Raw genomic sequence first — 24,803 nt, forward strand, 5'->3', positions numbered from 1 at the left:
GTTGAAGGGGGACGCCCATGTCGGTACTTGAGGACTGGATGAGCGCGGTCTGCGGCGAGCTCGGCCTGGAGCGCGCCGACATCGACCGCGACCTCGTCCTCGACCTGGCCCGCGACGTCGCGCACGGGGTGGCGCGTCCGGGCGCGCCGCTCACCGCCTACCTGCTGGGCCTCGCCGTCGGCCGCGGCGCCCCGGCCCGGGACGCCGCCGCCCGGCTGACCGAGCTCGCCGAGGCCTGGGGCGCCGAGCCGGCCGCGGACGCGCGCGAGGTGCCCGAGCAGCCCGGCGAACCCGTCCTCGACGAGGCCTGACGCCTGGACGGGTGTCAGGCGTCGCGGTCCTCGACCGGGACGACGTCCTTGAGGAAGTCGCGGCGGCCGAGGAACGCCGACAGGCTCTCGCGGTGCTCGTCGCAGGCGAGCCAGATCTTCCGCCGGTCCGGGGTGTGGATCTTCGGGTTGTTCCAGCGCAGCGCCCAGACCGCCGCGGCGCGGCAGCCCTTGGCGGAGCACAGCAGTTCGTCGGGGCCGGAGCCCGGTGGGGAAGCGGTCACCACGCAACTGTGGCACAGCGGCCGCTGCGCCCGGCGCGCCGGGTTTGGCGCGGTGATCTTCGGAAAGGAGATCGCTCGTGCGGACGGAGGCCACGGCGGGGGCCGACCAGGAGGGCGGGGTGCAGCGACCCTGGCGGGCGCTGTCGGTCTGCCTCGTCGCCGCGTTCATGACGCTGCTGGACGTCAGCATCGTCAACGTCGCGCTCCCGTCGATCAAGCAGGGACTGCACGCCTCGGAGGCCGGCCTGCAGTGGATCCTGTCGGGGTACGCGCTGACGTTCGGGCTGGTGCTCGTGCCGGCCGGGCGGCTCGGCGACGCGCGCAGCCGCCGCGCGGTGTTCATGACGGGCCTCGCGCTGTTCACCGCGTCCAGCGCACTGGCCGGCATCGCGCCGACCATGACCTGGCTGGTGCTGGCCCGGCTGCTCCAGGGCGTCGCGGGCGGCATCCTCAACCCGCAGGTCGCGGGGCTCATCCAGCAGCTGTTCCAGGGCGGCGAGCGCGGCCGGGCGTTCGGCGCGCTCGGCGCGGTGATCGGGATCGCGACGGCCGCCGGGCCGCTGCTGGGCGGCGGCATCATCGCGCTCGCCGGTCACGCGGAGGGCTGGCGCTGGGTGTTCTACGTCAACATCCCGGTGGGGGTGGCGGCGCTGTTCCTGGCGTGGCGGCTGCTGCCGGCGCCGGTGCGCGGCGAGAACCAGGGCCTCGACCCGCCGGGCGTGCTGCTGCTCGGCGCGGGCGTGGTGTGCGTGCTGCTCCCGCTCGTCCAGCAGCAGCAGTGGCACGGGAACCTGAAGTGGCTGCTGGTCCTCGCGGGCGCGCTGCTGATCGCGGCGTTCGTCGCGTGGGAGCGGCGGGCCCGCACGCCGATGGTGGACCTCGGGCTGTTCCGGCTCCGCTCGTACGCGCTGGGGTCGGCGATCGCACTGCTGTACTTCGCGGGGTTCACCGCGATCTTCTTCATCTTCACCCTGTACCTGCAGAACGGGCTGTCCTACAGCGCGCTGGAGGCGGGCCTCGCCATCACCCCGTTCGCGGTCGGGTCGGGCGTCGCCGCGGCCGTGGGCGGGCGGATCGTGGCCAGGTACGGGCGGCCGCTGGTCGCCGCCGGGCTCGCCGCGGTCACGGTGGGCCTGGCCGCCGCGTGGGTCGCGGTCGAGCTGGAGCCGGGACGGGGCGTGGGGTTCGCGACCGCGCTGCCGCTGCTGTTCGCCGGGCTCGGCAGCGGGCTCGTCATCGCCCCGAACCAGACGATCACCTTGTCGGAGGTCCACTTCACGCAGGGCGGCAGCGCGGCGGGCGTGCTGCAGACCGGGCAGCGGGTCGGCACCGCGACGGGGATCGCCGCGGTCGGGTCGGTGTTCTTCTCCGCCCTCGCCGGCACGCACGGCGACTGGGCCGGGGCGTTCCGCCGCGGCCTGGTCGTCATCCTGGTGTTCGTCGTGCTGGCGCTGGCGGCGGCCGTCGCCGACCTGCTCGCCGGCCGCCGCGCCCGGTCAGCGGCGCTTGCGCAGCGCGACGCGCAGGACCAGGGCCAGGCCCGCGAGGGCTGCTGACGCCGCGCCCGCGAGCGCCAGGTTCTGCCGCCGGATGCGGGCCGGGATCCGCGCGTACGGCACCGTCGAGAACGACACCAGCTCGTACCGGGAGACGTACCGGCCCGCGAGCCGCCGCTCCAGCGCGTGCGTCGCGGCCTGCTTGGCCCGGTAGACCGGGGACGACACGCGGTCGCGCATCTCGATGAAGTTGTCGAGCGCCATCTCGGCGATCGCGTCGGTGTTGGGCTTGCGGCGCTCCTCGTAGAGGGCCAGCGCGCGCGCCCAGTCGCCGCCGGTCTCGGTGAGGCACCGGTCGATCTCGATGCAGTCCTCGAACGCGCAGTTGGCGCCCTGCCCGAAGAACGGGACGATCGCGTGCGCGGCGTCGCCGAGCAGCGCGACGATCGCGCCCTCGCCCCGCCGCGTCCACGGCCGGCACCGGACGGTCACCAGCGACCCGACCGGGTTGCGCGCGTAGTCGTCGACCAGGTCGGGGATCAGGCCCGCGACGTCAGGGTAGTGCTCGGCGAAGTAGCCGGTGACCTTCTCCGGCGCGTCCAGCGCGGCGAGGTCGGACTTCGGCCAGAACAGCGTGCAGGTGAACGAGCGGTCCAGGTTCGGCAGCGCGATCATCATCGAGGTGCCGCGCGGCCAGATGTGCAGCGCGTCCGGGTCGAGCGCGAAGTCCCCGTTGCGCGGCGGGACGGTCAGCTCCTTGTACCCGTGCTCCAGGAAGTCGGCGTCCTCGTTCAGGTCGAGGGACCGGCGCACAGCGCTGTACGCGCCGTCCCCGGCGAGGACGACGTCGGCGGGCTCGGTGCCGCCGTCCTCCATCAGCAGCGCCCCGGCCTGCGCGTCCACGCCGGTGACGCGCTGGGAGAAGCGCAGCGTCACGCCGGGTGTGGCCTCGGCCGTGTCGAGCAGCGACTCGTTGAGCTGCGCCCGGCTGATGGAGTTGATGGCGCGCTCGCCGTCGGCGCTGTACGGCTGGAAGTTCTGCTCCTTGCCGAGCGGGTGCACCATCCGGCCGTGCATCGGCAGCGCCTGCTTCAGCGACCGGTCGCGCAGCCCCACCTGCTCCAGCGCCGCGAGCCCGCGCGCGGAGATCGCCAGGTTGATCGAGCGGCCCCGCTCGGCGCCCGCGATCCGCGGGTCGGGGCGCCGCTCGTAGACCGTCACCTCGATGCCGCGCCGGCCGAGCAGCACCGCCAGCAGGCAGCCCGCGAGGCCGGCGCCGACGATCGCGACCCGCTCGCCCCGCCGCTCAGCCGCCATGGCCGCTCTCCTCGCCGGTGGTCGGCTGCTCGGTCTGCGAGCGGACCTCCCACAGGTCGGGGAACGCGGGCGCGAACAGCGTGGCCCGCAGGTAATCCGCCCCGGCGGACCCGCCCGTGCCGAGCTTGGCGCCGATGGTCCGCTCGACCATCTTCAGGTGCCGGTACCGCCACTCCTGGACGCCCTCGTCCACGTCCACGAGCGCCTCGCAGACCTCGGCGGCGGGCCCGTTCTCGTCGGCGTAGACCGCCAGCAGCACCTTCTGCACGCCCGCGTCCGGCTCCCACGGCCGGGAGGTGTCGCGTTCGAGCGCCTCGCGGGGGACGGGATGGCCCTGCACGGCCAGGTAGCGCAGCAGCGAGTCGAACATGGTCGGCCGGGACACCGCGTCGCGCAGCCGCTCGTCGCCGCGCAGCACCGACGCCGGGAACCCGCGCCGGCCGAGCACCGCCTCGATCTCGCGGAACTGGTCGCTCTGGAACCCGCTGGAGGTGCCGAGCGCGTGCCGGAACGCGGCGAACTGCCGGGGCGTCATCGTCTCCAGCACGTCCAGCTGCCCGACCACCGTCTTGAGGATCTTGGCGATCCGGCGCGCGGTGTGCAGGGCGCCCGCGCTGCCGCCCGCCTCCAGCCGGCGCTGCAGCAGCGCGGCCTCGTGCAGGATCTGCTTGAACCACAGCTCGTAGACCTGATGGATGATCACGAACAGCAGCTCGTCGTGGGCGTCGGTCTCGGGCTCCTGGCAGGACAGGAGCCGATCCAGCCGCAGGTACCCGCCGTACGTCATCGTCGGCGAATCCGCCATTACCGCCTCCTTGCGACACAACGGATGTGACCCGCAGCATATTGGATCGTTCCGCCCATTCGGCCGGTGGGGGCGACTGCGGCGTACATATCCGGCAATCCGCCCGCGGGCGTGTGCAGCGGCCTCACCAGGACCGCAGCGACCGCCGGAAGATGCCCGCGACGTCGTCCTCGGTGACCGGGCGCGGCGACGCCACCAGCAGCCGCTGCTGCCGCATCGTCCCCTCGACCAGGCCGGGGATGTCGGCCTCGCCGTACCCGACGCCGGCGATCCCGTCCGGGATGCCGATGTCGCGCATCAGGCCCAGCAGCGCGCGCGGCAGGTGCTCGGCCGGGTCGTCCGGGCGGTCCATCTCCGGGGCGAGCAGCTCGGCCGCCCGGACGTGCCGCTCGGGACGGGCCTGGAAGGTGAACCGGAACGCCTCCGGTGCGGTCAGCGACACCGACATCCCGTGCGGCACCATCGGCTCCCCGTCCGGATACCCGTCGGGACGGAAGTCCTTGACCTGCCCGGCGATCGGATAGGCGTTGGCGTGCGGGATGTGCACGCCCGCGTTCCCGAACCCGAGCCCCGCGAACGTCGCGGCCAGCGCCATGTCGGCACGGGCCTGCCGGTCGCCGCCGTCCCGCACGGCCGCCCGGAACGACCGGGCGATCAGGCCGAGCGCCCGCTCGGACCACATGTCCGACACCGGGTTCGCGCCGCAGTACGGCACGCGCTGCTCGGGCCGCTTGCGCTCGTAGGCGTCGAACGGCTTGGCGGTGTAGCTCTCCAGCGCGTGGCACACGATGTCCATCCCGGACGACGCGGTCACCCCGGACGGCTGCGTCACCATCAGGTCGGGGTCGACGACCGCGAGCGTCGGCCGCATCCGCGGGTGGCTGATGCCGGTCTTGACCCGCAGGTCCAGGACGTCCAGGACGCAGACCGTGGTGCTCTCGGCGCCGGTCCCCGTCGTGGTCGGGACGGCGACGAGCGGCAGCAGCGGACGCTCGGGCGCCCGGCCCGCGCCGACCGGCGGGTTCAGGTACTCGGCGAGGTCGCCGTCGTTCGTGGTGAGCAGGTTCACCGCCTTGGCGGTGTCGATGCTCGACCCGCCGCCCACTGCGACGACCGCGTCGTAGGGGCCGGTCTCCCGCGCGAACTCGACCGCCTCGCGCATGCTCGCGTCCGTCGGCTCGACGTGCACGCGGTCGAACACCGCCGCCTCGATCCCGTACGCCTTCATCGCGCCGGCGACCCGCTGCGGCCCGCCGATGGCGGCGACGCCCGGGTCGGTCACCACGAGGACGCGCCGCGCGCCGTACTGCGCGAGGTCGTAGCCGATCTCCTCGGCCGCGCCCGTGCCGAACTTCAGCTGCGGCGCGCCGTAGGTGAAGACCGTCTCGTCCGCCATGTCCGCCCCCTCGATGCCGGTACCGGTGATCGTCCCCACGGTGTCACCGCCCGAACGCGGCGGGCAAGGCGGGCCGGGCCTACTGGTCGTCGGACAGTTCGCCCACCGAAATGCGGACGGCGCGCAACGCGGCGGTGATCTCGGCGGCGCGCTCGGCGGGCAGCGCGGCGATGCCGAACGCGGCGTCGTTGAGCGCGGCGGTGGCCTCCTCGGCGAGGTCGCGGCCCGCCGGGGTGATGGTGGCGAGGACGACGCGGCGGTCGTCGGGGGAGGGTGCGCGGCCGACGAGCCCGCGCCGCTCCAGCCGTCCGATGACGTTGGTGACCGACGCGGGGTGCACCATGAGGCGGGTGCCCATCTTGCCCATCGGCATCGTCCCTGTGCGGGTGAAGGCGAGCAGCCGGAGCGCCTCGTAGGCGGCGAAGGTCAGGCCGTGCGGCTTCAGCACCGCCTCGATCCGGCTCAGCAGGAGCTGCTGCGCGCGCATCACCGAGGTCACGGCCGCCATCCGGTCGGCGTGCTCGGGCCAGCGGGCGCTCCACTGGCGGTGGGCCTCGGAGATCGGGTCGGGGGTGTCGGGCACCGCCCCACCGTAGGGCGTCTTGACCTGGTCGCGCACGGAAACTATTTTAACTTCCAAATATTGGATGTCCAAAGGTTGAGGTGGGGGACGTGACCGGACCGCTCCACAAGCCGGTGCACCCGGTGCGCTTCGTGACGGCGGCCGCGCTGTTCGACGGGCACGACGCGGCCATCAACATCATGCGGCGGATCCTGCAGTCGCAGGGCGCCGAGGTGGTGCACCTCGGCCACGACCGGTCCGTCCGCGAGGTCGTCGACGCCGTGCTGGAGGAGGACGCGCAGGGCGTCGCGATCAGCTCCTACCAGGGCGGGCACGTCGAGTACTTCGAGTACCTGTCGCGCAGCCTCAAGGAGGCCGGCGCCGAGCAGGTGCGGGTGTTCGGCGGCGGTGGCGGCGTGATCGTGCACGAGGAGATCGCGCGGCTGGCGGACGCGGGCGTGCGGATCTTCTCACCGGAGGACGGGCAGCGGCTCGGCCTGCCCGGCATGATCAACGAGCTGGTCCGGGACTGCGACGTCGACCTGGCCGACGAGCCCGTCCCGGCGGACGCGGTGATCGCCGGCGACCGGCGCGCCCTCGCCCGCACCATCACCTGCCTGCAGGCCGGGAAGCTCGCCGACGCCGACCGCGCCGCCCTCACCGGCGCCGCGTCCGGCCGGCGCGTCCCCGTCCTCGGTATCACCGGCACGGGCGGCTCCGGCAAGTCGTCCCTCACCGACGAGCTGGTCCGGCGGCTGCGCGTCGACCAGCGCGACCGGCTGCGCGTCGCGGTGCTGGCCGTCGACCCGACGCGGCGCCGCGGCGGCGGCGCGCTGCTCGGCGACCGCATCCGGATGAACTCCCTGGACGGGGACCACGTCTTCTTCCGGTCGCTCGCCACCCGCGGTGCCCGGGAGCTGCCCGAGAACATCGAGGACATCCTCACCGCCGTGAAGGCGGCGGGGTTCGACCTGATCATCCTGGAGACGCCGGGGATCGGGCAGGGCGACGCGGCGATCGTCCCCCTGGTCGACGTCTCGCTGTACGTGATGACGCCGGAGTTCGGCGCCGCGTCCCAGCTCGAGAAGATCGACATGCTCGACTTCGCGGACGTCGTGGCGATCAACAAGTTCGAGCGGCGCGGCGCCGAGGACGCCCGCCGCGACGTGTCCCGGCAGCTGGTGCGCAACCGGGAGGCGTTCGGGCAGCGGCCCGAGGACATGCCGGTGTTCGGCACCAGCGCCGCCACCTTCAACGACGACGGCGTCACCGCCCTCTACCAGCACCTCGGCCCGATGCTCGCCGAGCACGGCCTGGTCCTGGAGGACGGTGCGCTGCCGCACGCCGCCACCAAGGTCTCCACCGGTGCGGCCACGGTCATCCCGCCGGGACGGGTCCGGTACCTGTCCGGCATCGCCGAGACCGTCCGCGGTTACCACGCCGACACCGCCGCGCAGGCCGAGGCCGTCCGGCGGGTGCAGCGACTCGACGAGGTCCGCGCCGAGCTGACCGACGCGTCCGAGGTCGAGGGGCTGCTGGAGAAGGCGCGCAGCGACGTCGCCACGGAGAACGCCGAGCTGATCGCGGGCTGGCCCGCCGTCGTCGAGTCGTACTCCGGCGACGAGCAGGTCGTGAAGATCCGCGACAAGGAACTGCACACCAAGCTGACCCGCGAGTCGCTGTCGGGCAGCCGCATCCCGCGCGTCGCGCTGCCCCGCTACACCGACCACGGCGAGCTGCTGCGCTTCCTGCGGGCCGAGAACCTGCCCGGCAGGTTCCCGTTCACCGCCGGGGTTTTCCCGTTCAAGCGCGACAACGAGGACCCGGCCCGCATGTTCGCGGGGGAGGGCGACCCGTTCCGCACGAACCGGCGCTTCAAGCTGCTCTCGGAGGGCCAGCCCGCGACCCGCCTGTCGACCGCGTTCGACTCGGTCACGCTGTACGGCCGCGACCCCGACGAGCGTCCCGACGTGTACGGCAAGGTCGGCACGTCCGGCGTCTCGATCGCGACGCTCGACGACATGAAGGCGCTCTACGACGGGTTCGACCTGTCGTCGCCGACCACGTCGGTGTCGATGACGATCAACGGGCCGGCGCCGACGATCCTGGCGTTCTTCCTCAACACCGCCATCGACCAGGGCGTCGACGCGTTCCGCGAGGAGAACGGGCGCGAGCCGTCCGCCGAGGAGGCCGTGCAGATCCGGGCGCGGGTGCTGTCGACGGTGCGCGGCACGGTGCAGGCCGACATCCTCAAGGAGGACCAGGGCCAGAACACCTGCATCTTCTCCACCGAGTTCTCGCTGCGGATGATGGGCGACATCCAGGAATGGTTCATCGCCAACAAGGTCCGCAACTTCTACTCGGTGTCGATCTCCGGCTACCACATCGCCGAGGCCGGCGCGAACCCCATCAGCCAGCTCGCGTTCACGCTCGCCAACGGGTTCACCTACGTCGAGTCGTACCTGGCGCGCGGCATGGACATCGACGACTTCGCGCCCAACCTGTCGTTCTTCTTCTCCAACGGCATGGACCCCGAGTACAACGTGCTCGGACGCGTCGCCCGCCGCATCTGGGCCGTCGCCATGCGGGACCGCTACGGCGCCAACGAGCGCAGCCAGAAACTCAAGTACCACGTGCAGACGTCCGGCCGTTCCCTGCACGCGCAGGAGATGCACTTCAACGACATCCGCACGACGCTGCAGGCGCTCATCGCCATCTACGACAACTGCAACAGCCTGCACACCAACGCCTATGACGAGGCCGTCACCACGCCCACGGCCGAGTCGGTGCGCCGCGCCCTCGCGATCCAGCTCATCATCAACCGCGAATGGGGGCTGGCGATGAACGAGAACCCGCTGCAGGGCTCGTTCATCATCGACGAGCTGACCGACCTGGTGGAGGAGGCCGTCCTCGCCGAGTTCGACCGGATCAGCGAGCGCGGCGGCGTCCTCGGCGCGATGGAGACCGGCTACCAGCGCGGCCGCATCCAGGACGAGTCGATGCTGTACGAGCAGCGCAAGCACGACGGCTCGCTGCCGATCGTCGGCGTCAACACCTTCCGCCTCCCCGACGCGGGCGACGGCACCCCGGACACGATCGAGCTGGCCCGCGCCACCGAGGACGAGAAGCGCTCCCAGCTCGACCGGGTCCACGGCTTCCAGGACGGGCACCGCGCCGACGCCGAGGCCGCGCTCGCCGCGCTGAAGGAGGTCGCCCGCTCGGACGGGAACGTGTTCGCGGTGCTGATGGACGCGGCGCGGGTGTGCAGCCTCCAGCAGATCACCGACGCGTTCTTCGAGGTCGGCGGCCAGTACCGCCGCAACGTATGACGATCGACGACACCGGCGCGCCCGTTCCCGTCCCGGAGCGGGTGCGCCGCGTCGTGTCGATCGTCCCGTCGCTGACCGAGACGGTCGCGGTGACCGCGCCCGGCCTGCTCGCCGGTGCCACGGACTGGTGCACGCACCCTGAGGGCCTCGACGTCCCGCGCGTGCGCGGGACGAAGAACCCGGACGTGGAGCGGATCACGGAGCTGCGGCCGGACGTCGTCCTCGGCAACACCGAGGAGAACCGCCCCGCCGACGTCGAGGCGCTGCGCGCCGCCGGGATCCCGGTGTGGATGACGGAGATCCGCACCGTGGACGAGGCCCTGGCCTCGCTGCGCCGGATGCTCGCCGAGGCGTGCCGCGTCCCCGTTCCGGCGTGGCTGGACGAGGCGGCCCGAGCCTGGGCGGACGTGGTGCCCGGCGCGCCGCGCGCCGCGGTGATCCCGATCTGGCGGCGCCCGTGGATGGCCGTCGGCCGCGACACCTTCACCGGCGACGTCCTGGCCCGCCTCGGCGTGGCGAACGTCTACGCCGGGCATCCCGAGCGGTATCCGAAGATCGCGCTGGACGAGCTGAACGCGTCCGGCGCCGACCTGGCCGTCCTGCCGGACGAGCCGTACCGCTTCACCGCCGGCGACGGCCCCGAGTCGTTCCCCGGCCTCGACGTCGCGCTGGTCAGCGGCCGGTACCTGACCTGGTACGGCCCGTCGCTCGTGCGGGCCCCGGCCGCGCTGAAAGAGGCGCTCGCGGCGGCGCGGACCTACTGACCCGGACCTACTGGCCGGGCTCCTGGCCGTCGGACGGGCGGCGAGTGAACATCGCCTCGACGCAGCGCGCCATCCGCCCGTCCAGCTCCTCCGCCGGCACGTCGATCTCCCGCGCCAGATGCTCGCGGAGCAGCGTGTACCCGTAGATCGTCGACGCGATCGCCGCCTGCACGGCCTCCACGTCCTCGACCGGCAGCTCGCCGCGCGCCGCCTCCGCGGCGAGGTCCGTGCGGCCCTCGCCGCGGTTCAGCAGCACCCGCGGGCGGTCGTCGCCGTCCAGCACCAGCAGCGTCGCGAGCAGCACCGGCTCGGGGTTGCGCAGGCTCGTCCAGAACAGCCGCGACAGCCGCTTGCGCAGCGGCAGCCCGGCGGCGCCCGCCGCGTCCTCGGCGTTCGGCCGGGACCGGTGGAACAGCGCCGAGCGCAGCAGCGCCCGCCGCGACCCGAAGTACTGGTACACCAGCCCGCGGTTGACGCCGGCCTCATCGGCGACCTGCCGCAGGTTGAGGCCGGCGAGGACGCCGCCGCGGCGCAGCAGCGCGATCGCCGCCGCCCGCAGCGACTCCTCGGTCGCGTCCCGGTCGCGGGTCCGCTCGTCCCGGCGCCCCGCCCGCGGAGCGGTCACGCCCGCCGCGTGCGGGGGGACGACCCCCCGCACCCCCCGGACGCGACCGTCGCCCTCCGCTCCGCCGGGGCTCCGCTCCGGTCGCCGATCACGCTTTGGGGCCGCCCGCCACGTAGATCACCTGGCCGGACACGAACGAGGCGTCCTCGCTGACCAGGAACGCCACGACGCCCGCGATGTCCTCGGGACGGCCCACGCGGCGCACCGGGATCTCCTTGGCGGCGGCGTTCTTGAAGTCCTCGAAGCCGACGCCGACGCGCTCGGCGGTCGCCGCGGTCATCTCGGTCTCGATGAAGCCGGGCGCGATCGCGTTGGCGGTCACGCCGAACTTGCCGAGCTCGATCGCGAGGGTCTTGGTGAAGCCCTGCATGCCCGCCTTGGCCGCCGAGTAGTTCACCTGCCCGCGGTTGCCGAGCGCCGACGTCGACGACAGGTTGACGATGCGGCCCCAGCCGGCCTTGGTCATGTGCTCCTGCGCGGCGCGGCTCATCAGGAACGAGCCGCGCAGGTGCACCGAGATGACCGAGTCCCAGTCATCGTCGGACATCTTGAACAGCAGGTTGTCGCGGGTGATGCCGGCGTTGTTCACCAGCACCACCGGCGGGCCGAGCTCGGCGGCGATCCGCGCGACCGCCGCGGCGACCTGCCCGGAGTCGGCGACGTTCACGCCGACGGCGAGGGCCTTCCCGCCGTTCTTCTCGATGGTCTCCACGGTGCCCGCGCAGGCGGCCTCGTCGAGGTCGCAGACCGCGACGGCGAAGCCCTCGCGGGCGAGCCGGACGGCCGTGGCGGCGCCGATGCCCCGCGCGGAACCGGTGACGACGGCGACCCTGGTGTCGGTCATGGCGTGCTCCCTGCCCTTCGTCGAACCTGGACTCGTCGAACGTGGACGCGTCAGACCTGGATGTCCTTGGCGATGATGGTCTTCAGCACCTCGCTGGTGCCGCCGTAGATCCGGGTGACCCGGGCGTCGGTGTACAGGCGCGCGATCGGGTACTCCAGGATGTAGCCGTAGCCGCCGTGCAGCTGCAGGCACTTGTCCACGACGCGCTGCTGCACCTCGGTGCAGAACAACTTGGCGACCGCGGCGTCGGCCGGGGTCAGCTCACCGGCGTCCAGGGCCTCGATGCAGCGGTCGACCAGGGACCGGGCCGCCTCGACCTCGGTGGCGCACTCGGCCAGGACGAACTTGGTATTCTGGAAGGACGACACCGTCTTGCCGAAGACCGTGCGCTCCTGGACGTACTTGCGGGCGAACTCGACGGCGGCGGCCGCGGACGCGTAGGAGCTGGTGGCGATGCCGAGCCGCTCCTCGGCGAGGTTGTGGGTCAGGTAGCTGAAGCCCGCGCCCTCCTCGCCGAGCAGGTCCTCGACGGGCACCTTCACGTCGACGAACGACAGCTCGGCGGTGTCGGAGCTGCGCAGCCCGATCTTCTCCAGCTTGCGGCCGACGGAGTAGCCCTCGCTCTTGGTGTCCACCACCAGGATCGACAGGCCGGCGCGGCGGTTCTCCGGGGTCGCGGGCGAGGTGCGCGCCACGACCAGCACCCGGTCGGCGAGGACGCCGCCGGTGATGAACGTCTTGGCGCCGTTCAGGATGTAGTGGTCGCCGTCGCGCTTGGCGGTGGTCTGCATGCCCGCCAGGTCGGAGCCGGTGCCCGGCTCGGTCATCGCGATGGCGGTCATCATCTCGCCGCTGATGAACGCCGGCAGCCAGCGCTTCTTCTGCTCCTCGGAGGCGTACTTCAGCAGGTAGGGCAGCACGAGGTTGACGTGCACGCCGTAGCCGCCGAAGCTCACCCCGGCATTGGCGCACTCCTCGGAGATCACCGCCTGGTACTTGAAGCTGGTCTCGCCGGCGCCGCCGTACTCCTCGGGCACCTGGATGCCGAACACGCCCAGCTCGCCGAGCTTGTTGTAGAAGTCGCGGGGCGGGTGCCCGGCCTGCTCCCACTCCTCGTAGACGGGAGCGACCTCGGCCTGGATGAAGTCCCGGATCGTCTCCCGGAACGCCTCGTGGTCCTCGTTGAACAGGGTGCGGCGCACGCTCGGCCCCTTTCGCTGCGTAACTAACAGAACGCTAACTTAGCTCGAATCGCGTTCTAGCAGCAAATGCCGGGGAAAACGGGAAGCCGCCCGGAACGGGTCCGCGCCGGGCTTCACGGAATCTAGCGTTCCGTTGAGTTCAGCAGGACGGCTCGCAGACCCGCCGCGACACGGCCTTCAGGAAGATCCCCTGGATCTGCTCCGGCGTCTCGGCGACGTACACCTCGCCGTGCGTCGCGTGCGCCAGCAGCCGCAGGTCCTTGACGTCGACGTCCGGGCCGTACCCGAGCATGTTGATCTGCACGGGCCGCTCCGGGTCGTAGGCGCGGCGCAGCTCGGCGAGCGCCTCGTCCAGCGTCGGGCCGTCCGGGTCCTCGTCGCGGCCGTCGGTCCACAGCAGGACCGAGTTGACGAACTCGGGCTTGTAGGTGCGGGTCATCTCGTCGAACGCCGCCAGGACCGTGTCGTACAGGCCGGTGTCGCCGTGCTGCTTCACCCGCATCTGCGCGAACGCGCTCAGCACCCGCTGCCGGCGGGTGGACGAGCCGAGCCGCTCGCCGAGCGGCCCGACGCTCACCAGCTCGCGCCAGTCCCGGCCGCCCGGCAGGTCGGTGGAGAACTCCCACTGGCCGAGCTCGCTGTCGTCGGGCAGCAGCGACAGGCCGCCCTGCGCGGTGCGGATCGTCGACTGCAGCCGCGACACCCCCGGCGCGACCGGCTCGGCCATCGAACCGGAGATGTCCATGATGCTCAGCATCCGGATGCTGAGCGACAGCTGCGCCCACGCCTGCATGGTCTGCGCGACCGTGGAGGCCGACGGCGCCGCCAGCGCGTGCGGCACCTGAGGGTCCACGCCTGCGCGCGCGCCGAACGACGCGGGCGCGGCGCCGTCCGGCGTCCGCAGGCCGAGCCTGTACATGTCCGCGCGCGACGCCTTCGATGTGAGCGCTTTCTGCAGCAGCCTGCCGGCCCGCACCTTCGCCGCGTCCTCGGTGAGGACGGTGACGGGGTAGTCGAGGAACACCGACCCCTCGGACGGGTACACCGCGACGGCCGGATCCGCCGCGTGCCCGGCGTTGTAGGCGTACACGGCCCGCTCGGGGGCGAGCGCGACGGGGTAGGGCTGCTCCGCACCGCCGCGGAAGGCGGTGAACTCGGCGTTCACCGACGCCGCGACGCCCTCCCGGATCGTCCGCACCACGCCGGTGAACCCCGCCTCGCCGTCCGGCGCGCCGCCCATCAGCGTCCCGGCCAGCATCAGCGTGCCCATGCCCGTCGCGCTGCGGTCGGGGTCGGGCACCTGGAGCCGCAGCAGATGCGCGGGGATCGCGCCGCCCGTCCCGCCGCCCGGGTCGTCCGCCGTCCCGGCCGCCTCGAGCAGGTCGCGCCAGGACGGCCGCTCCGGCACGCCCGCGTTCCTCAGCTGCGCGGCGAGCGCCTTCGGCATCGCCACGACGATCGGGCTGGACGCGATCCCGCCGAGCCCCGTGAACGGCAGGTCCTGCGGCGGCCCCCCGGACCCCTGCACCAGCCTGATCCACAGCGACGAGTCGGGGATCCACACGTCCGGCCGCTCGGTCACCCCCGCCGAGCCCTTGCCCGACAGCAGCGTCGCGACCGCCGCCGGTTCCGCGGCCCGCACCCGCACCCGCGCACACTGGCCGCCGATCTCCTGCCGCGCGTCGTTGAACCGGCCCGCGGCCTTCACCACCGCCGGCTCGACGTCGGGCGCCGCCGCGACCGAGACCGTCACCGCGTCACCGCCGGAGCAGGACCCGCGGGACGAGGCGAACGCGTACACGCCGAACCCCGACAGCACGACCAGCCCCACGGCCGCCGCGAGCGGCCCGAGCAGGATGCCCGAACGGCGCCGCGGCAGGCGCGCCGCACCGTGCCCGCCGCGCGCGCGGCCCTTCGCGGCCGCGTGCGCCGGCCCGGGCGGCCTCGGCGGCGGGGGAGGCGAGGGCAGGAACGCCGGGTCCCCTCCGGGCCGCCGTGGCCGGTCGCGCCCGGGTCGCCGCGCCGGCGGCGCGCCGCCCGGATACGAGGCGCCGAGGAAGTCGCGGCGCACCCGGTAGTCGCCCGAGTCGGACGGGCTCCGCGGCGCCCAGTCGGGCACGTCGTCGTCGTGGTGGCCGCTCATCGCGGACCTCCGTTCCCCGGGCGTCTGCACCGGGCCGCGGCGCGCCGTGCCATGACTCGCCTCCTCGCGGAGCGTGAGACAGATGAACGATGTGTCTCAAGGGTCGGGTGTGATGTTCGTCTCGCCGGTCCGGCCCGTCAAGGGTTTCGCCGGTACCGGCCTGGAAGCGGCCTCACGACGGCACGGGGACCTCGGCGAGCAGCGCGCCGAGCCCGGCCGCGCGGCCCGGCGCCACGTCCCCCGGGGCCCGCCCGGCCAGCGCCGAGCGCAGCTCAGCGATCCGCCGCCCGAGGTCGAGGGGCGCGCCGCCGTCCACCTCGTTCAGCAGCGTGGTGACCAGGGTCGCCAGCTCGGTGCCGAACCGCGGCCGGACCTCGCCGGCCGCCATGCCGACGTCGATCGAGCGCCGCATCCGCGCCAGCGCGCTCACCGCCACCGCACGCGCCCCCGCCCGCGCGGGCGAGGCAACCGGCGTCCGGACGGCCGGCGAGCGGCTCGCCGCCCGCACCGCCGACCGGCTGGGCAACGGCACCGCCACGTCCGCCGGAGCGTCCCGCAGCGACGAGAGGGTCATCAGCAACGGCAGGAGCGCCAGCGCAAGCACCACCGCACAGGCACCACCGATGACCGCCGTCCGCCGCGCCCGAGGCCGCCCGCCTTCTGTCGGCAGGACCTCCGTCAGGCCATCTGGCGGCGCGGCGAACAAGCGACGCGCCTCCTCCGCCGAAGGACGATCAGACCCGCCCTCTCCATCCCGACAGCGCGCGACAAGCCCGGCCACCCCATCCGGCAGCCCGTCCACGGAGACCTCGGGATCCCCGGTCAGGCACTGGGCAAGGATCCTGCCCAGCGCCTCCGCATCCCCGTCCGCTCGCGGAACGCCCTCACCGGCACGGACGAGCACACCGGCGGGCCCGAGCCCGAGAAGCCGCACACCGTCCGCCGTGAGGAACACCTGAGAGGCCGTCAGCGCCCCGTGCACCGCCCCATGGGCCTGGACGGCGGCGAGCGCCTCGGCCACCCGCCCGCAGACCTCCACGGCCTCCTGAGGCCCCAGTGCGGCACGCGCCAGGCGGCGGGCGAGCGTCTCGCCCGTCAGGAACTCCGCAACGACGTACATCAGCGCGCCGCCGTCCGCCTCGCCGAAGTCGTACGTGGTGGCCGCGCAAGGGAACGCCGGCGACGCCGCGGCCCGCGTCGCGTCCCTGATCCGAGCGCGCTCGTCGCGCGGCACGGCGAGCAGCGTCACCGCGACGCGCCGCTCCAGCAGCTCGTCGCGCCCGCGCCACACCTGCGCGCGGCCGTGCCGGGCGAGGCGCCGCTCCATGCGGTACCGGCCGTCCAGCAGAAAACCCGGGTCCACGGGACCTCCCCTCGGGCGCGGGGATGGCGTTCACCCACGGTGCAGTACGCACCGGAACCCGGTTCGGATCGGCCGGCGGGCGATCCGCACGGATCAGCGGCGGAAAAGTTCGCGGCGGCGGGGTTTCGGCCCGTGGCCGGAGCAGGCCAGCGCCAGGACTTGCGGATCCGCGCAGATGTGCCCGCGCCGCCGGCACGGGTCAAGCAAGGGCATCGCGGAGGGCCCGCCAGGGCCATGAGACATGAAAAGCGGCGCCGGGTGGATACGGGGGCAACCCACCCGGCGCCGCATCATCGGTGTTCCGACGGGGGCCCGGAACACCGGCACGGGCGCTCCGACGGGGGACCAGAGCGCCGGTACAAATCGTACACCGAAACCCCCCGCGGTTAGTCAAGAGAATGTCACGACCGGATTTCCGGTCGCTGTCCGGAAACCCGCTTCTGTTCGGGGCCCTCGTGGTCCTCGAAGCGCGCCGACGGGGTCGGCTCCCGGCCGCCGTTCGCGAAGATGACCGCGACGTACGGCAGGAACAGCGCGCCGACCACCAGGAGCGCGGCGAGCCACACCGGTGCCCCGGCCACGACGCTGACGACCGCCCCGATGAAGCACACCGTCCGCACACCCATCGACCACAGGTAGCGCCGCTGCCGGTAGCCGATGTCCTCGGACATGGGGCGGGGAGCGTCGGTGACCGTGTAGACGTCCGGTCCCCGATGGTGATTGACCTTCACCATTCCACGGTAAGCCCATGGAGTCCGATAGGCGACAGCAGGACGGTCAAGACATGGGAGGCAGGACATGACGGACCGCACATACCGGGTGACGGAGATCGTGGGCACCTCGCCGGAGTCCGTGGAGGCCGCCGTCCGCAACGGCATCAGGCGCGCCTCGCAGACCCTGCGCCACCTCGACTGGTTCGAGGTGAAGGAGGTCCGCGGCCAGATCGAGGACGGCGAGGTGGCCCACTACCAGGTGACCCTCAAGGTCGGCTTCCGCCTGGAAGACGGCTGAGGCGTGTGGGGGGCGACCCCCCACACCCCCCGCTGCGGGGTGAGCGGCACCTTCCGCTCCGCTGGCACTCCGCTCCAGGCACCGCTCACCCCGGCGGGGGGCCAGCCCCCACGCCCCCGGCGGGGGCTCCGCCCCCACACCCCCGGAGGACGACGGGGCTTCGCCTCCACGACCCTGGCCGTGTCTAGCTCGCTTGAGACACTGTTGACATGTTGAAGTCGGCCACCCGTAGTGCGGGCATGGCGGCGCGGGTGAAGTAGTCCGACCATTCGCGGGGCAGGGTCGGGACGGTCGCGCCGGCCTCGGTGAGCCGCGACAGCAGGTCGACGGGGCTCTCGTTGAACCGGAAGTTGTTCACGGCCCCGACGACCTCGCCGTTCTCGACGAGGTAGACGCCGTCGCGGGTGAGGCCGGTCAGCAGCAGGCTCTGCGGGTCGACCTCGCGGATGTACCAGAGGCAGGTCAGCAGCAGTCCGCGTTCGGTGCGGGCGATCATCTCCTCGAGGGTCGCGCCGCCGCCGGGGCCGGTCATCGACAGGTTGTCGATCGGCGGGGTGAGCGGGAGCCCGGTGCGTTCGGCGGAGTGCCGGGTCTGCGCGAGCGAGGTGAGGGTGCCGTCGGCGATCCAGTCGGTGGCGCCGAGCGCGAGGCCGTTGTCGAACAGCGAGGCTTCGCGGCTGGAGGCGTGCGCGACGAGGAACGGCGCGGACTCCAGGCCGGGCGCGGCGGGGTCGCTGGACAGCGAGACGGGCAGGCTCGCGAGCTTCTCGCCGACGCGGGTGCCGCCGCCGGGGGCGCTGAAGACCGTGCGGCCGTCGGCGGCGTCCTGGGCGCCCGCCGACCAGTACAGGTAGATCATCAGGTCGGCGACGGCGGACGGCGGCAGGATCGTCTCGTAGCGTCCGGCGGGCAGGTCGACGCGCCGGGAGCCCCAGTCGAGCCGGCGGGCGAGCCCGGCGGCGAGGCCGGGGACGTCGACGTCGGTGAAGTCGCGGGTGCCGACGCCGGCCCAGGCGGAGCCGCCGGCGCCCTTGGCGTTCAGTTCCAGCAGCCCGGTCGGCTGGTCGTGGCGGAGCCGCAGCCCGGCGGAGGTGCCGAGGAACGTCGAGGTCTGCGCGTGGTTGGCGAAGCCGTAGAGGCGGTTCGCGGCGGATTCGGCGGCGGCGAACGCCTCGCCGAGCGCGGGCGCGACGCCTTCGAACACGCCGATGCCGGTCTCGGCGGGCGGGTCGTCCCAGCCGGTGGCGGGGGGCCCGTCGGCGATGAGCGGCGCGGCGTCCTCGGCGGCCTCGTTCCCGGCGGCGTCGGCCTCGGCGGCGCGGACCAGGTCCTCGATGCCGCCGGCGCCGACGGCCGACCGGGACACGACGCCGGCGGCGACGCCGTCGCCGGTGCGGCGCAGCGCGATCACGGTGAGCCGGCTGGACCGGGTGACGCCGTTGGTGGTGAGGGTGTTGCCCGCCCAGCGCAGGTTCGCGGTGGTGGACTCGTCGGCGATCACGATGCAGTCGTCCGCCCGCGACAGCGCGAGCGCCCGCTCCACGGCCTCCTGCGGCCTGATGTCGCTCACTGGCCGGCCTCCTGCAGGGTGTTGAGGATGTTGACGCCGCGGAACAGCGCGGACGGGCAGCCGTGGCTGACCGGCGCGACCTGCCCCGGCTGGCCCTTGCCGCAGTTGAACGCGCCGCCGAGTACGTAGGTCTGCGGGCCGCCGACGGCCTCCATCGAGTTCCAGAAGTCGGTGGTGGTGGCCTGGTAGGCGACGTCGCGGAGCTGGCCGGCGAGCCGGCCGTTCTCGATCCGGTAGAACCGCTGCCCGGTGAACTGGAAGTTGTACCGCTGCATGTCGATCGACCAGCTCTTGTCGCCGACGATGTAGATGCCGCGCTCGACGCCGGAGATCAGCTCGTCGGTGGACGGCCCGTCCGGCGCGGGCGCCAGCGACACGTTCGCCATCCGCTGGATCGGCATGCTGGACGCGGCGTCGGCGAACGCGCAGCCGTTGGAGCGGTCGGCGCCGGTGAGCCGGGCGATGCGGCGGTCGGTCTGGTAACCGGTGAACAGGCCGCCGGAGACGATGTCGAACCTCTGGGTCTCGACGCCCTCGTCGTCGTAGCCGATGGTGGCGAGGCCGTGCTCGGTGGTGCGGTCGCCGGTGATGTTCATGACCTTGGAGCCGTACTGCAGGTTCCCGAGCTTGTCGGGGGTGGCGAACGAGGTGCCGGCGTAGGCGGCCTCGTAGCCGAGCGCGCGGTCCAGCTCGGTGGCGTGCCCGATCGACTCGTGGATGGTCAGCCACAGGTTGGACGGGTCGACGACGATGTCGTAGACACCGGCCTCGACGCTGGGGGCGGCGAGCTTCTCGGCGAGCAGCTCGGGGATGCGGGCGAGCTCCCCGTCCCAGTCCCAGTGGGCGCCGGTCAGCCATTCCCACCCGTATCCGGCGGGCGGCGCGAGGGTCCGCATCGTGTCGAACACCCCGTCGGCGATCCCGACGGCGTCGACGACGGGGTGCAGCCGGACGCGCTGCTGGGTGGTGACGGTGCCGGCGAGGTCGGCGAAGAACTTGTTCTCCTTGACCTGCAGCAGGGTCGCGTCGACGTGGTCGACGCGGCGGTCGGCGAGGAGCCCGCGGCTCCAGTCCGCCAGCAGCGCGATCTTGTCGGCGGTCGGGACGTCGAACGGGTCGGTCTCGTAGGCCGACACCCAGGTGCGCTCGCCGTGCGCGGGTTCGGGGGCCAGCTCGATGGGCTCGCGGTTGACGGCGCGGGCGACGGCGGCGACCTCGACGGCCTGCTCGGCGACGCGGGCGGCGCCGGCGGGGGTGAGGTCGATGCCGGCGGCGAAGCCCCAGGTGCCGTCCTTGACGACCCGGACCGACAGGCCGAGGTCGTCGGCGTCCATCGCGGTCTCGAGGGCGGCGTCGTGCAGCCGCAGGGTCTGGCTGCGGATGCGTTCGAGGCGGAAGTCGGCGTGCTCGGCGCCGAGTTCCCGGGCCCGGGCGAGGGCCGCGTCGGCCAGCGCGCGCAGCGGCAGCGCGGTGAAGGCGGGATCGATGTCATGCACCTTTCGCAACCTACCCCGGAGATCGCTTCCGCCCCACCCGTGCGGCCGGGCGAACAAAGCGGGGGTGCGGATCTTGTCGGTAAGGCACATCCTGTTGCCGCGCGGTCCCCGCTAGGGTCATGCGGTGTCGTCCCAGGACGGCGGGTCCGGGAGCGAGCGCCCCGCCGGCGGCGGAGCGGCGCGCGCACCGCGGGCCGCGCCCCGGGCGGCGGATTCGACAGCAGCCTACGAGAGGGTCGTGATGAGTCGCTCTGTCCTCGTGACGGGGGGGAACCGGGGCATCGGCCTGGCCATCGCCCGCGAGCTGGCCGCGGCGGGCGACGCCGTCGCCGTCACCTACCGGTCGGGGGAGCCCCCGGAGGGGCTGTTCGGCGTGCGGTGCGACGTGACCAGCGCCGAGGACGTCGACGCGGCCTTCGCGAAGGTCGAGGCGGAGCAGGGCAAGGTGGAGGTGCTCGTCGCCAACGCCGGCATCACCAAGGACACGCTGCTGGCGGTGATGAGCGAGGAGTCGTTCACCTCGGTGCTCGACACGAACCTGACGGGCGCGTTCCGGGTCGCCAAGCGCGGCGTGAAGGGCATGATGCGGGCCCGCACGGGCCGCATCGTGCTGGTGTCGTCGGTGGTCGGGCTGCTCGGCTCGCCGGGGCAGGCGAACTACGCCGCGTCCAAGGCGGGCCTGGTCGGGTTCGCGCGGTCGCTGGCGCGCGAGCTCGGGTCGCGCAACATCACGGTGAACGTGGTGGCGCCCGGGTTCGTCGACACCGACATGACCGCGGTGCTGACCGAGGACCAGCAGAAGGGCATCACCGCGGCGATCCCGCTGGGCCGGATCGCGCGGCCGGAGGAGGTCGCGAAGGCGGTGCGGTTCGTGGCGAGCGAGGACGCGGCCTACATCACCGGGGCCGTGATCCCGGTGGACGGCGGCCTGGGAATGGGGCACTGACGGTCATGGGAATCCTCGAAGGCAAGCGCATCCTGGTCACCGGCGTCCTCACCGACGCCTCGATCGGCTTCCACGTCGCGCGGGTCGCGCAGGAGCAGGGCGCCGAGGTGGTCCTGACGGCCTACCCGCGGCCGACGCTGACGGCGCGGACCGCCAAGCGGCTGCCGTCCGGCCCGGAGAACCCGCCGCCGGTCATCGAGCTCGACGTGATGAACACCGAGCAGCTGGACGCCCTCGAGGGCAACCTGCGCGACCACGGGTTCGACCACCTCGACGGCGTGATGCACGCGATCGGGTTCGCGCCGCAGACCGCGCTCGGCGGCAACTTCCTGGAGACGCCCTGGGAGGACGTCGCGACGGCGGTGCACGCCTCGACGTACTCGCTGAAGTCGCTGACGATGGCGTGCCTGCCGCTGATGAAGGGCGGCGGCTCGGTCGTCGGCCTGGACTTCGACGCCACCAAGTCGTGGCCGGTGTACGACTGGATGGGCGTGGCGAAGGCCGGCCTGGAGTCGTGCGCCCGCTACCTCGCCAAGTACCTGGGCCCGCAGGGCATCCGCGTGAACCTCGTCGCGGCGGGCCCGCTGGCGACGATGGCGGCCAAGAGCATCCCGGGCTTCGAGGGCATGACGGAGCTGTGGCCGAAGGCGGCGCCGCTCGGCTGGGACATCAAGGACAGCGAGCCGACCGCGCGGGCGTGCGTGGCGCTGCTGTCTGACTGGTTCCCCGCCACCAGCGGCGAGATCGTCCACGTCGACGGCGGCCTGCACTCGATCGGTGCGCCGGACGTGTGAGCCGCCCGGAAAGCCGGAGGCCCCTTCCCGTTCGCGGGGAGGGGCCTCCGGCTTTCCGGATCCGGTGCCGGCGGTCAGCGGCGGCGGGCCGCGGCGGAGCGGCGCAGGGACCGGCCCGCGACGCTGATGTTGAGCGCGGCCACGGCGCCCGCCGCGCCCGCGGCGGCGGCGACCCACAGCATCTGGCCGCTCTCGTGCTGCGAGGACGCGACGGGCGAGATGAGGCGCGTCTGCGGCACGGTGGCGGCGCCCGGCACGCCGCGGTAGGCGTTCGGGTCGGCCGCGATCTCCGGGGTCGGCAGGACGCCCGGCAGCCCGGAGGACGGCAGCGGCGCCTTGCCGTCGTACGGCTTGAGGCCCGCGCCGCCGGTCATGGCGGTGGGCCCGCCGCCCGCGCCGCCGGACGGCAGGGAGCCGGTTCCGCCGGAGCCGCCTGAGCCGCGGGCGGGCGCCTTGGTCTTCTTCGGCGCCGGCGCCTTGGGGGCGGCGGGCTTGCGCGTCTGCTCGGTGGGCGTCGGCTTGGGCGTCGGGGTCGGCGTGGGCGTCAGCGACTTGCGCAGGTTGCCGAGGTTGCACTTCCAGTTCTCGATGGTGCTCGCCGGGTCGGTGCCCTTCTTGCAGGTGTCCGCCGCCGCCTCGCTCGCGGGCGCGGCCAGCAGCAGGACCAGGGCGCCCGCCGAGACCGCGGCCGAAGCCGTACCGAGCCGCCTGAGCCGCTGGGGCATGTCGCTCCTCCGCCTACCGGTGATGCTGTTGTTGACATCTGGTCCAACGAGATCGGGACACAGAGGCCACGGGTGAAATGCGCGCCGATTGACAAGATCGTGCCCCATGCGCGGCCAACCGTAAACAGCGACACGGCGGTTTCTTTACCGCATCATCGATCTCGTCCTTACCGCATCACCAATCGCGCCAGGCGGGTCCGCCGCTCGCGCGCCCCCGACTCCCGGACCGCCCTGGCGAGCGCCGGCCCGGCCGCCTGCACCACCGACAGGTGCCGGCCCGCCAGCCCGAACGCGGTGGCCACCAGCGGCCGCGACAGCCCCTCCGGCACCAGCACCGCGACGACCGCCGGACGCCGCGTCCCGCGCGCCAGCGCGACCGGCACCGCCCACCCGTGCCGCAGCCGCGCCGCGTCCGCGGGCGCGATCGTCACCGCGCCGCCGGGGAACTCCACGTCCAGGCCGTGCGGGCCGCCTCCCACCACCACGCCGGTCTCGCCGACCGCCGCCCGGGGGAGCGGCGCCGCCACCACCACCCGGTCGCCGGGATCCATCCCGCCGAACGCGCCGGGACCGGGGTTCAGCCGCGCCTTCAGCGCCGCGTTCAGCGCCGCCGCGCCCGCCTCCCCGCCCGCGGCCGCCGCGACGACCTGGACGTCCTCCACCGCGATGCCGAGCGCCCGCGGGATCGAGTCGGTGACGAGCTGGACGGCCCGGTGCACGGCCTCGGCCGGGTCGGCGGCCGGCACGATCACGACCTCCCGGCCCGGCGCGTCCACGGCGGTCAGCTCGCCGCCCCGGACCGCCTCGGTGAGCACCGCGACCGGGCCGGACGGCGGCTCGGCGTCCAGCACCACGACCGGGACCGTCTCCGACGCCTCCAGGTCGTCCAGCGGACGGCCCGGACCGGCGGGCGGCGGCGAGCCCGGCTCCGCGCACAGCACGAGGTGCGCGCCGTCGGGGCACGCCTCGACCAGCACCGCGCACAGCTCCACATCGAGCGCCGCCGCGTCCGTCACCACGAGCAGGTCCAGCTCGAACGGCCGCTGCTCGCCGCGCCCGTAGACGACGGCGCCGGGCGCCGCATCGGCGCCGTCCTGCGGCTCCAGCAGCCGGTGCAGGCTCGTCACCTCCGGCGCGGGCCCGTCGCCGGGCAGCGCCGCGGCGAGGTCCGCCGCGGCCCGCTCCGTCGGCGCGGTGACCGCGGCGCGCAGCCCCCGCGACGCGGCGGCCGCCGCGATGCCGCCGGCCAGCTCGGCGAGCGCGTCCGGGGCGCCGCGCAGGACGCTGACCCCGGTGCGCAGCGCGGCGGTGAGCGCGAGGGAGCGGTCCTCGGGCAGCCCGGCCCGCAGCTCCTTGACGGCGGCGTCGTCCAGCAGGGGCACGGCGGTGAGCGTCAGCCGCTGGAACCCCTCGGCCGCGGCCTCCTCCGCCAGCGCCCACCGCGCGGGCCCGAGCGTCTCCTCCGGCTCGGACGGCTCGGCGTCCTCGTCGAAGGACTCCTCGTCGAACTCCGGCTCCTCGGTGAGCGCGACCACCTCGCCCTCGTCCAGCGCCGCCTCGACGGCGCCGCGCGCGTCGGCGACCCGCGCGCGCTCCAGCGCCTTGACCACGTCGTCGAGCGGGGTGACGGTGTGGCCGCGGCGGGCCGCGTCGGTCAGCAGGTGCAGGACGAGCGCGCGCCCCCGCCGCGGGTCGTCGGGCCGGGCGTCCGCGCCGAGCAGGGCGCGCGCGAAATGGTCCGCCTGCGCCGGCTGGACGCCGGGGACGCTCAGCAGCCGCCACGGGTCCTCGCGCAGCCGCCCGGCGGCGCCGGCGCCGAGCCGCGCCGCGGCGCGGGCGGCGAGCCCGGCGGGCGCGCCCGC

General features: G+C 73.8%; 22 protein-coding genes. 7 read left to right on the top strand and 15 right to left on the bottom strand.

From position 1 onward, the window contains the following. Window positions 1–17: 17 nt before the first annotated feature. Window positions 18–311, top strand: coding sequence for a DUF6457 domain-containing protein (locus J4709_RS34065; protein ID WP_232384434.1), 294 nt, complete (start codon window positions 18–20; stop codon window positions 309–311). A 14-nt stretch (window positions 312–325) separates the two neighbouring features. Here J4709_RS34065 and J4709_RS34070 read toward each other — a convergent pair whose 3' ends face one another. Then, on the bottom strand, window positions 326–553 hold the full coding sequence (locus J4709_RS34070; RefSeq protein WP_208246999.1) for a hypothetical protein: 228 nt from the start codon (window positions 551–553) through the stop codon (window positions 326–328). Between the two features lie 77 nt (window positions 554–630). On the opposite strand from J4709_RS34070, the gene J4709_RS34075 reads away from it, so the two are divergent. Continuing rightward, on the top strand, window positions 631–2,109 hold the full coding sequence (locus J4709_RS34075; RefSeq protein ID WP_307801782.1) for a DHA2 family efflux MFS transporter permease subunit: 1,479 nt from the start codon (window positions 631–633) through the stop codon (window positions 2,107–2,109). On the opposite strand, the gene J4709_RS34080 is transcribed toward J4709_RS34075, so the two are convergent. The 4 genes from J4709_RS34080 to J4709_RS34095 all read right to left on the bottom strand — a co-directional run bounded on the left by J4709_RS34080 (window position 2,050) and on the right by J4709_RS34095 (window position 6,186). Next, complete coding sequence (locus J4709_RS34080) at window positions 2,050–3,366, bottom strand: FAD-dependent oxidoreductase (RefSeq protein ID WP_208247001.1); 1,317 nt, start codon at window positions 3,364–3,366, stop codon at window positions 2,050–2,052. The two genes, J4709_RS34075 and J4709_RS34080, sit on opposite strands and share 60 nt — an antisense overlap. After that, on the bottom strand, window positions 3,356–4,171 hold the full coding sequence (locus J4709_RS34085; RefSeq protein WP_208247003.1) for a tryptophan 2,3-dioxygenase: 816 nt from the start codon (window positions 4,169–4,171) through the stop codon (window positions 3,356–3,358). The genes J4709_RS34080 and J4709_RS34085 overlap by 11 nt, the downstream gene beginning before the upstream one ends. A 124-nt stretch (window positions 4,172–4,295) precedes the next feature. Further along, the gene (locus J4709_RS34090) at window positions 4,296–5,606 is read right to left on the bottom strand and encodes a hydroxyacid-oxoacid transhydrogenase (protein ID WP_307801783.1); all 1,311 of its coding nucleotides are present in this window, start codon (window positions 5,604–5,606) and stop codon (window positions 4,296–4,298) included. A 40-nt stretch (window positions 5,607–5,646) separates the two neighbouring features. Then, window positions 5,647–6,186: a MarR family winged helix-turn-helix transcriptional regulator gene (locus J4709_RS34095; RefSeq protein ID WP_307801784.1), complete on the bottom strand. Its 540-nt coding sequence runs from the start codon at window positions 6,184–6,186 to the stop codon at window positions 5,647–5,649. 53 nt (window positions 6,187–6,239) lie between these two features. On the opposite strand from J4709_RS34095, the gene icmF reads away from it, so the two are divergent. Both icmF and J4709_RS34105 read left to right on the top strand, forming a co-directional pair. Continuing rightward, window positions 6,240–9,458: a fused isobutyryl-CoA mutase/GTPase IcmF gene (gene icmF, locus J4709_RS34100; RefSeq protein ID WP_208247006.1), complete on the top strand. Its 3,219-nt coding sequence runs from the start codon at window positions 6,240–6,242 to the stop codon at window positions 9,456–9,458. Then, window positions 9,455–10,222, top strand: a complete 768-nt coding sequence (locus J4709_RS34105) for a helical backbone metal receptor (protein ID WP_208247008.1) — start codon at window positions 9,455–9,457, stop codon at window positions 10,220–10,222. The genes icmF and J4709_RS34105 overlap by 4 nt, the downstream gene beginning before the upstream one ends. 7 nt (window positions 10,223–10,229) lie before the next feature. On the opposite strand, the gene J4709_RS34110 is transcribed toward J4709_RS34105, so the two are convergent. The 6 genes from J4709_RS34110 to J4709_RS34135 form a co-directional block, all read right to left on the bottom strand. After that, the gene (locus J4709_RS34110; protein ID WP_173093467.1) at window positions 10,230–10,847 is read right to left on the bottom strand and encodes a TetR/AcrR family transcriptional regulator; all 618 of its coding nucleotides are present in this window, start codon (window positions 10,845–10,847) and stop codon (window positions 10,230–10,232) included. A gap of 88 nt (window positions 10,848–10,935) precedes the next feature. Beyond that, window positions 10,936–11,691, bottom strand: coding sequence for a 3-oxoacyl-ACP reductase FabG (fabG, locus tag J4709_RS34115; RefSeq protein WP_208247010.1), 756 nt, complete (start codon window positions 11,689–11,691; stop codon window positions 10,936–10,938). 50 nt (window positions 11,692–11,741) lie between these two features. Continuing rightward, window positions 11,742–12,893: an acyl-CoA dehydrogenase family protein gene (locus J4709_RS34120; RefSeq protein ID WP_208247012.1), complete on the bottom strand. Its 1,152-nt coding sequence runs from the start codon at window positions 12,891–12,893 to the stop codon at window positions 11,742–11,744. Window positions 12,894–13,032: 139 nt separating this feature from the next. Further along, on the bottom strand, window positions 13,033–15,036 hold the full coding sequence (locus J4709_RS34125) for a substrate-binding domain-containing protein (protein ID WP_208247014.1): 2,004 nt from the start codon (window positions 15,034–15,036) through the stop codon (window positions 13,033–13,035). Between the two features lie 172 nt (window positions 15,037–15,208). Next, window positions 15,209–16,399, bottom strand: a complete 1,191-nt coding sequence (locus J4709_RS34130; protein ID WP_208247016.1) for a protein kinase family protein — start codon at window positions 16,397–16,399, stop codon at window positions 15,209–15,211. A gap of 401 nt (window positions 16,400–16,800) precedes the next feature. Continuing rightward, window positions 16,801–17,130 carry a DUF3099 domain-containing protein gene (locus tag J4709_RS34135; protein ID WP_208247018.1) on the bottom strand — a complete coding sequence of 110 codons (330 nt, stop codon included), beginning with the start codon at window positions 17,128–17,130 and terminating at the stop codon, window positions 16,801–16,803. Window positions 17,131–17,197: 67 nt separating this feature from the next. Between J4709_RS34135 and J4709_RS34140 the strand changes: the two genes are divergently transcribed. Next, window positions 17,198–17,410 carry a dodecin gene (locus J4709_RS34140; protein ID WP_208247020.1) on the top strand — a complete coding sequence of 71 codons (213 nt, stop codon included), beginning with the start codon at window positions 17,198–17,200 and terminating at the stop codon, window positions 17,408–17,410. A gap of 184 nt (window positions 17,411–17,594) precedes the next feature. On the opposite strand, the gene J4709_RS34145 is transcribed toward J4709_RS34140, so the two are convergent. Both J4709_RS34145 and J4709_RS34150 read right to left on the bottom strand, forming a co-directional pair. Next, complete coding sequence (locus J4709_RS34145) at window positions 17,595–18,971, bottom strand: metallopeptidase TldD-related protein (RefSeq protein ID WP_372442179.1); 1,377 nt, start codon at window positions 18,969–18,971, stop codon at window positions 17,595–17,597. A gap of 5 nt (window positions 18,972–18,976) precedes the next feature. Further along, window positions 18,977–20,476 carry a TldD/PmbA family protein gene (locus tag J4709_RS34150; RefSeq protein WP_208247023.1) on the bottom strand — a complete coding sequence of 500 codons (1,500 nt, stop codon included), beginning with the start codon at window positions 20,474–20,476 and terminating at the stop codon, window positions 18,977–18,979. A 241-nt stretch (window positions 20,477–20,717) separates the two neighbouring features. On the opposite strand from J4709_RS34150, the gene J4709_RS34155 reads away from it, so the two are divergent. Both J4709_RS34155 and fabI read left to right on the top strand, forming a co-directional pair. Next, window positions 20,718–21,422: a beta-ketoacyl-ACP reductase gene (locus J4709_RS34155; RefSeq protein WP_173093449.1), complete on the top strand. Its 705-nt coding sequence runs from the start codon at window positions 20,718–20,720 to the stop codon at window positions 21,420–21,422. 5 nt (window positions 21,423–21,427) lie between these two features. After that, a complete protein-coding gene (gene fabI / locus J4709_RS34160) occupies window positions 21,428–22,216 on the top strand; it encodes an enoyl-ACP reductase FabI (protein WP_173093447.1) in 789 nt (262 codons plus the stop codon). 74 nt (window positions 22,217–22,290) lie between these two features. On the opposite strand, the gene J4709_RS34165 is transcribed toward fabI, so the two are convergent. Further along, window positions 22,291–22,941: a hypothetical protein gene (locus tag J4709_RS34165; protein ID WP_208247025.1), complete on the bottom strand. Its 651-nt coding sequence runs from the start codon at window positions 22,939–22,941 to the stop codon at window positions 22,291–22,293. 167 nt (window positions 22,942–23,108) lie between these two features. Continuing rightward, the coding region (locus J4709_RS34170) for a helix-hairpin-helix domain-containing protein (protein WP_208247028.1) at window positions 23,109–24,803 on the bottom strand (1,695 nt) is incomplete at its 5' end.

It is taken from the genome of Actinomadura violacea, from assembly GCF_017573465.1.
In the GTDB taxonomy this organism is placed as follows: Bacteria; Actinomycetota; Actinomycetes; order Streptosporangiales; family Streptosporangiaceae; genus Spirillospora; species Spirillospora violacea.

Bases quoted from the DNA above. Each gene is read 5' to 3' on its own strand.
- J4709_RS34065 (WP_232384434.1), top strand. From the start codon at position 18: ATGTCGGTACTTGAGGACTGGATGAGCGCGGTCTGCGGCGAGCTCGGC.
- J4709_RS34080 (WP_208247001.1), bottom strand. From the start codon at position 3,366: ATGGCGGCTGAGCGGCGGGGCGAGCGGGTCGCGATCGTCGGCGCCGGC.
- J4709_RS34085 (WP_208247003.1), bottom strand. From the start codon at position 4,171: ATGGCGGATTCGCCGACGATGACGTACGGCGGGTACCTGCGGCTGGAT.
- J4709_RS34105 (WP_208247008.1), top strand. From the start codon at position 9,455: ATGACGATCGACGACACCGGCGCGCCCGTTCCCGTCCCGGAGCGGGTG.
- fabG (WP_208247010.1), bottom strand. From the start codon at position 11,691: ATGACCGACACCAGGGTCGCCGTCGTCACCGGTTCCGCGCGGGGCATC.
- J4709_RS34125 (WP_208247014.1), bottom strand. From the start codon at position 15,036: ATGAGCGGCCACCACGACGACGACGTGCCCGACTGGGCGCCGCGGAGC.
- J4709_RS34140 (WP_208247020.1), top strand. From the start codon at position 17,198: ATGACGGACCGCACATACCGGGTGACGGAGATCGTGGGCACCTCGCCG.
- J4709_RS34155 (WP_173093449.1), top strand. From the start codon at position 20,718: ATGAGTCGCTCTGTCCTCGTGACGGGGGGGAACCGGGGCATCGGCCTG.
- fabI (WP_173093447.1), top strand. From the start codon at position 21,428: ATGGGAATCCTCGAAGGCAAGCGCATCCTGGTCACCGGCGTCCTCACC.
- J4709_RS34165 (WP_208247025.1), bottom strand. From the start codon at position 22,941: ATGCCCCAGCGGCTCAGGCGGCTCGGTACGGCTTCGGCCGCGGTCTCG.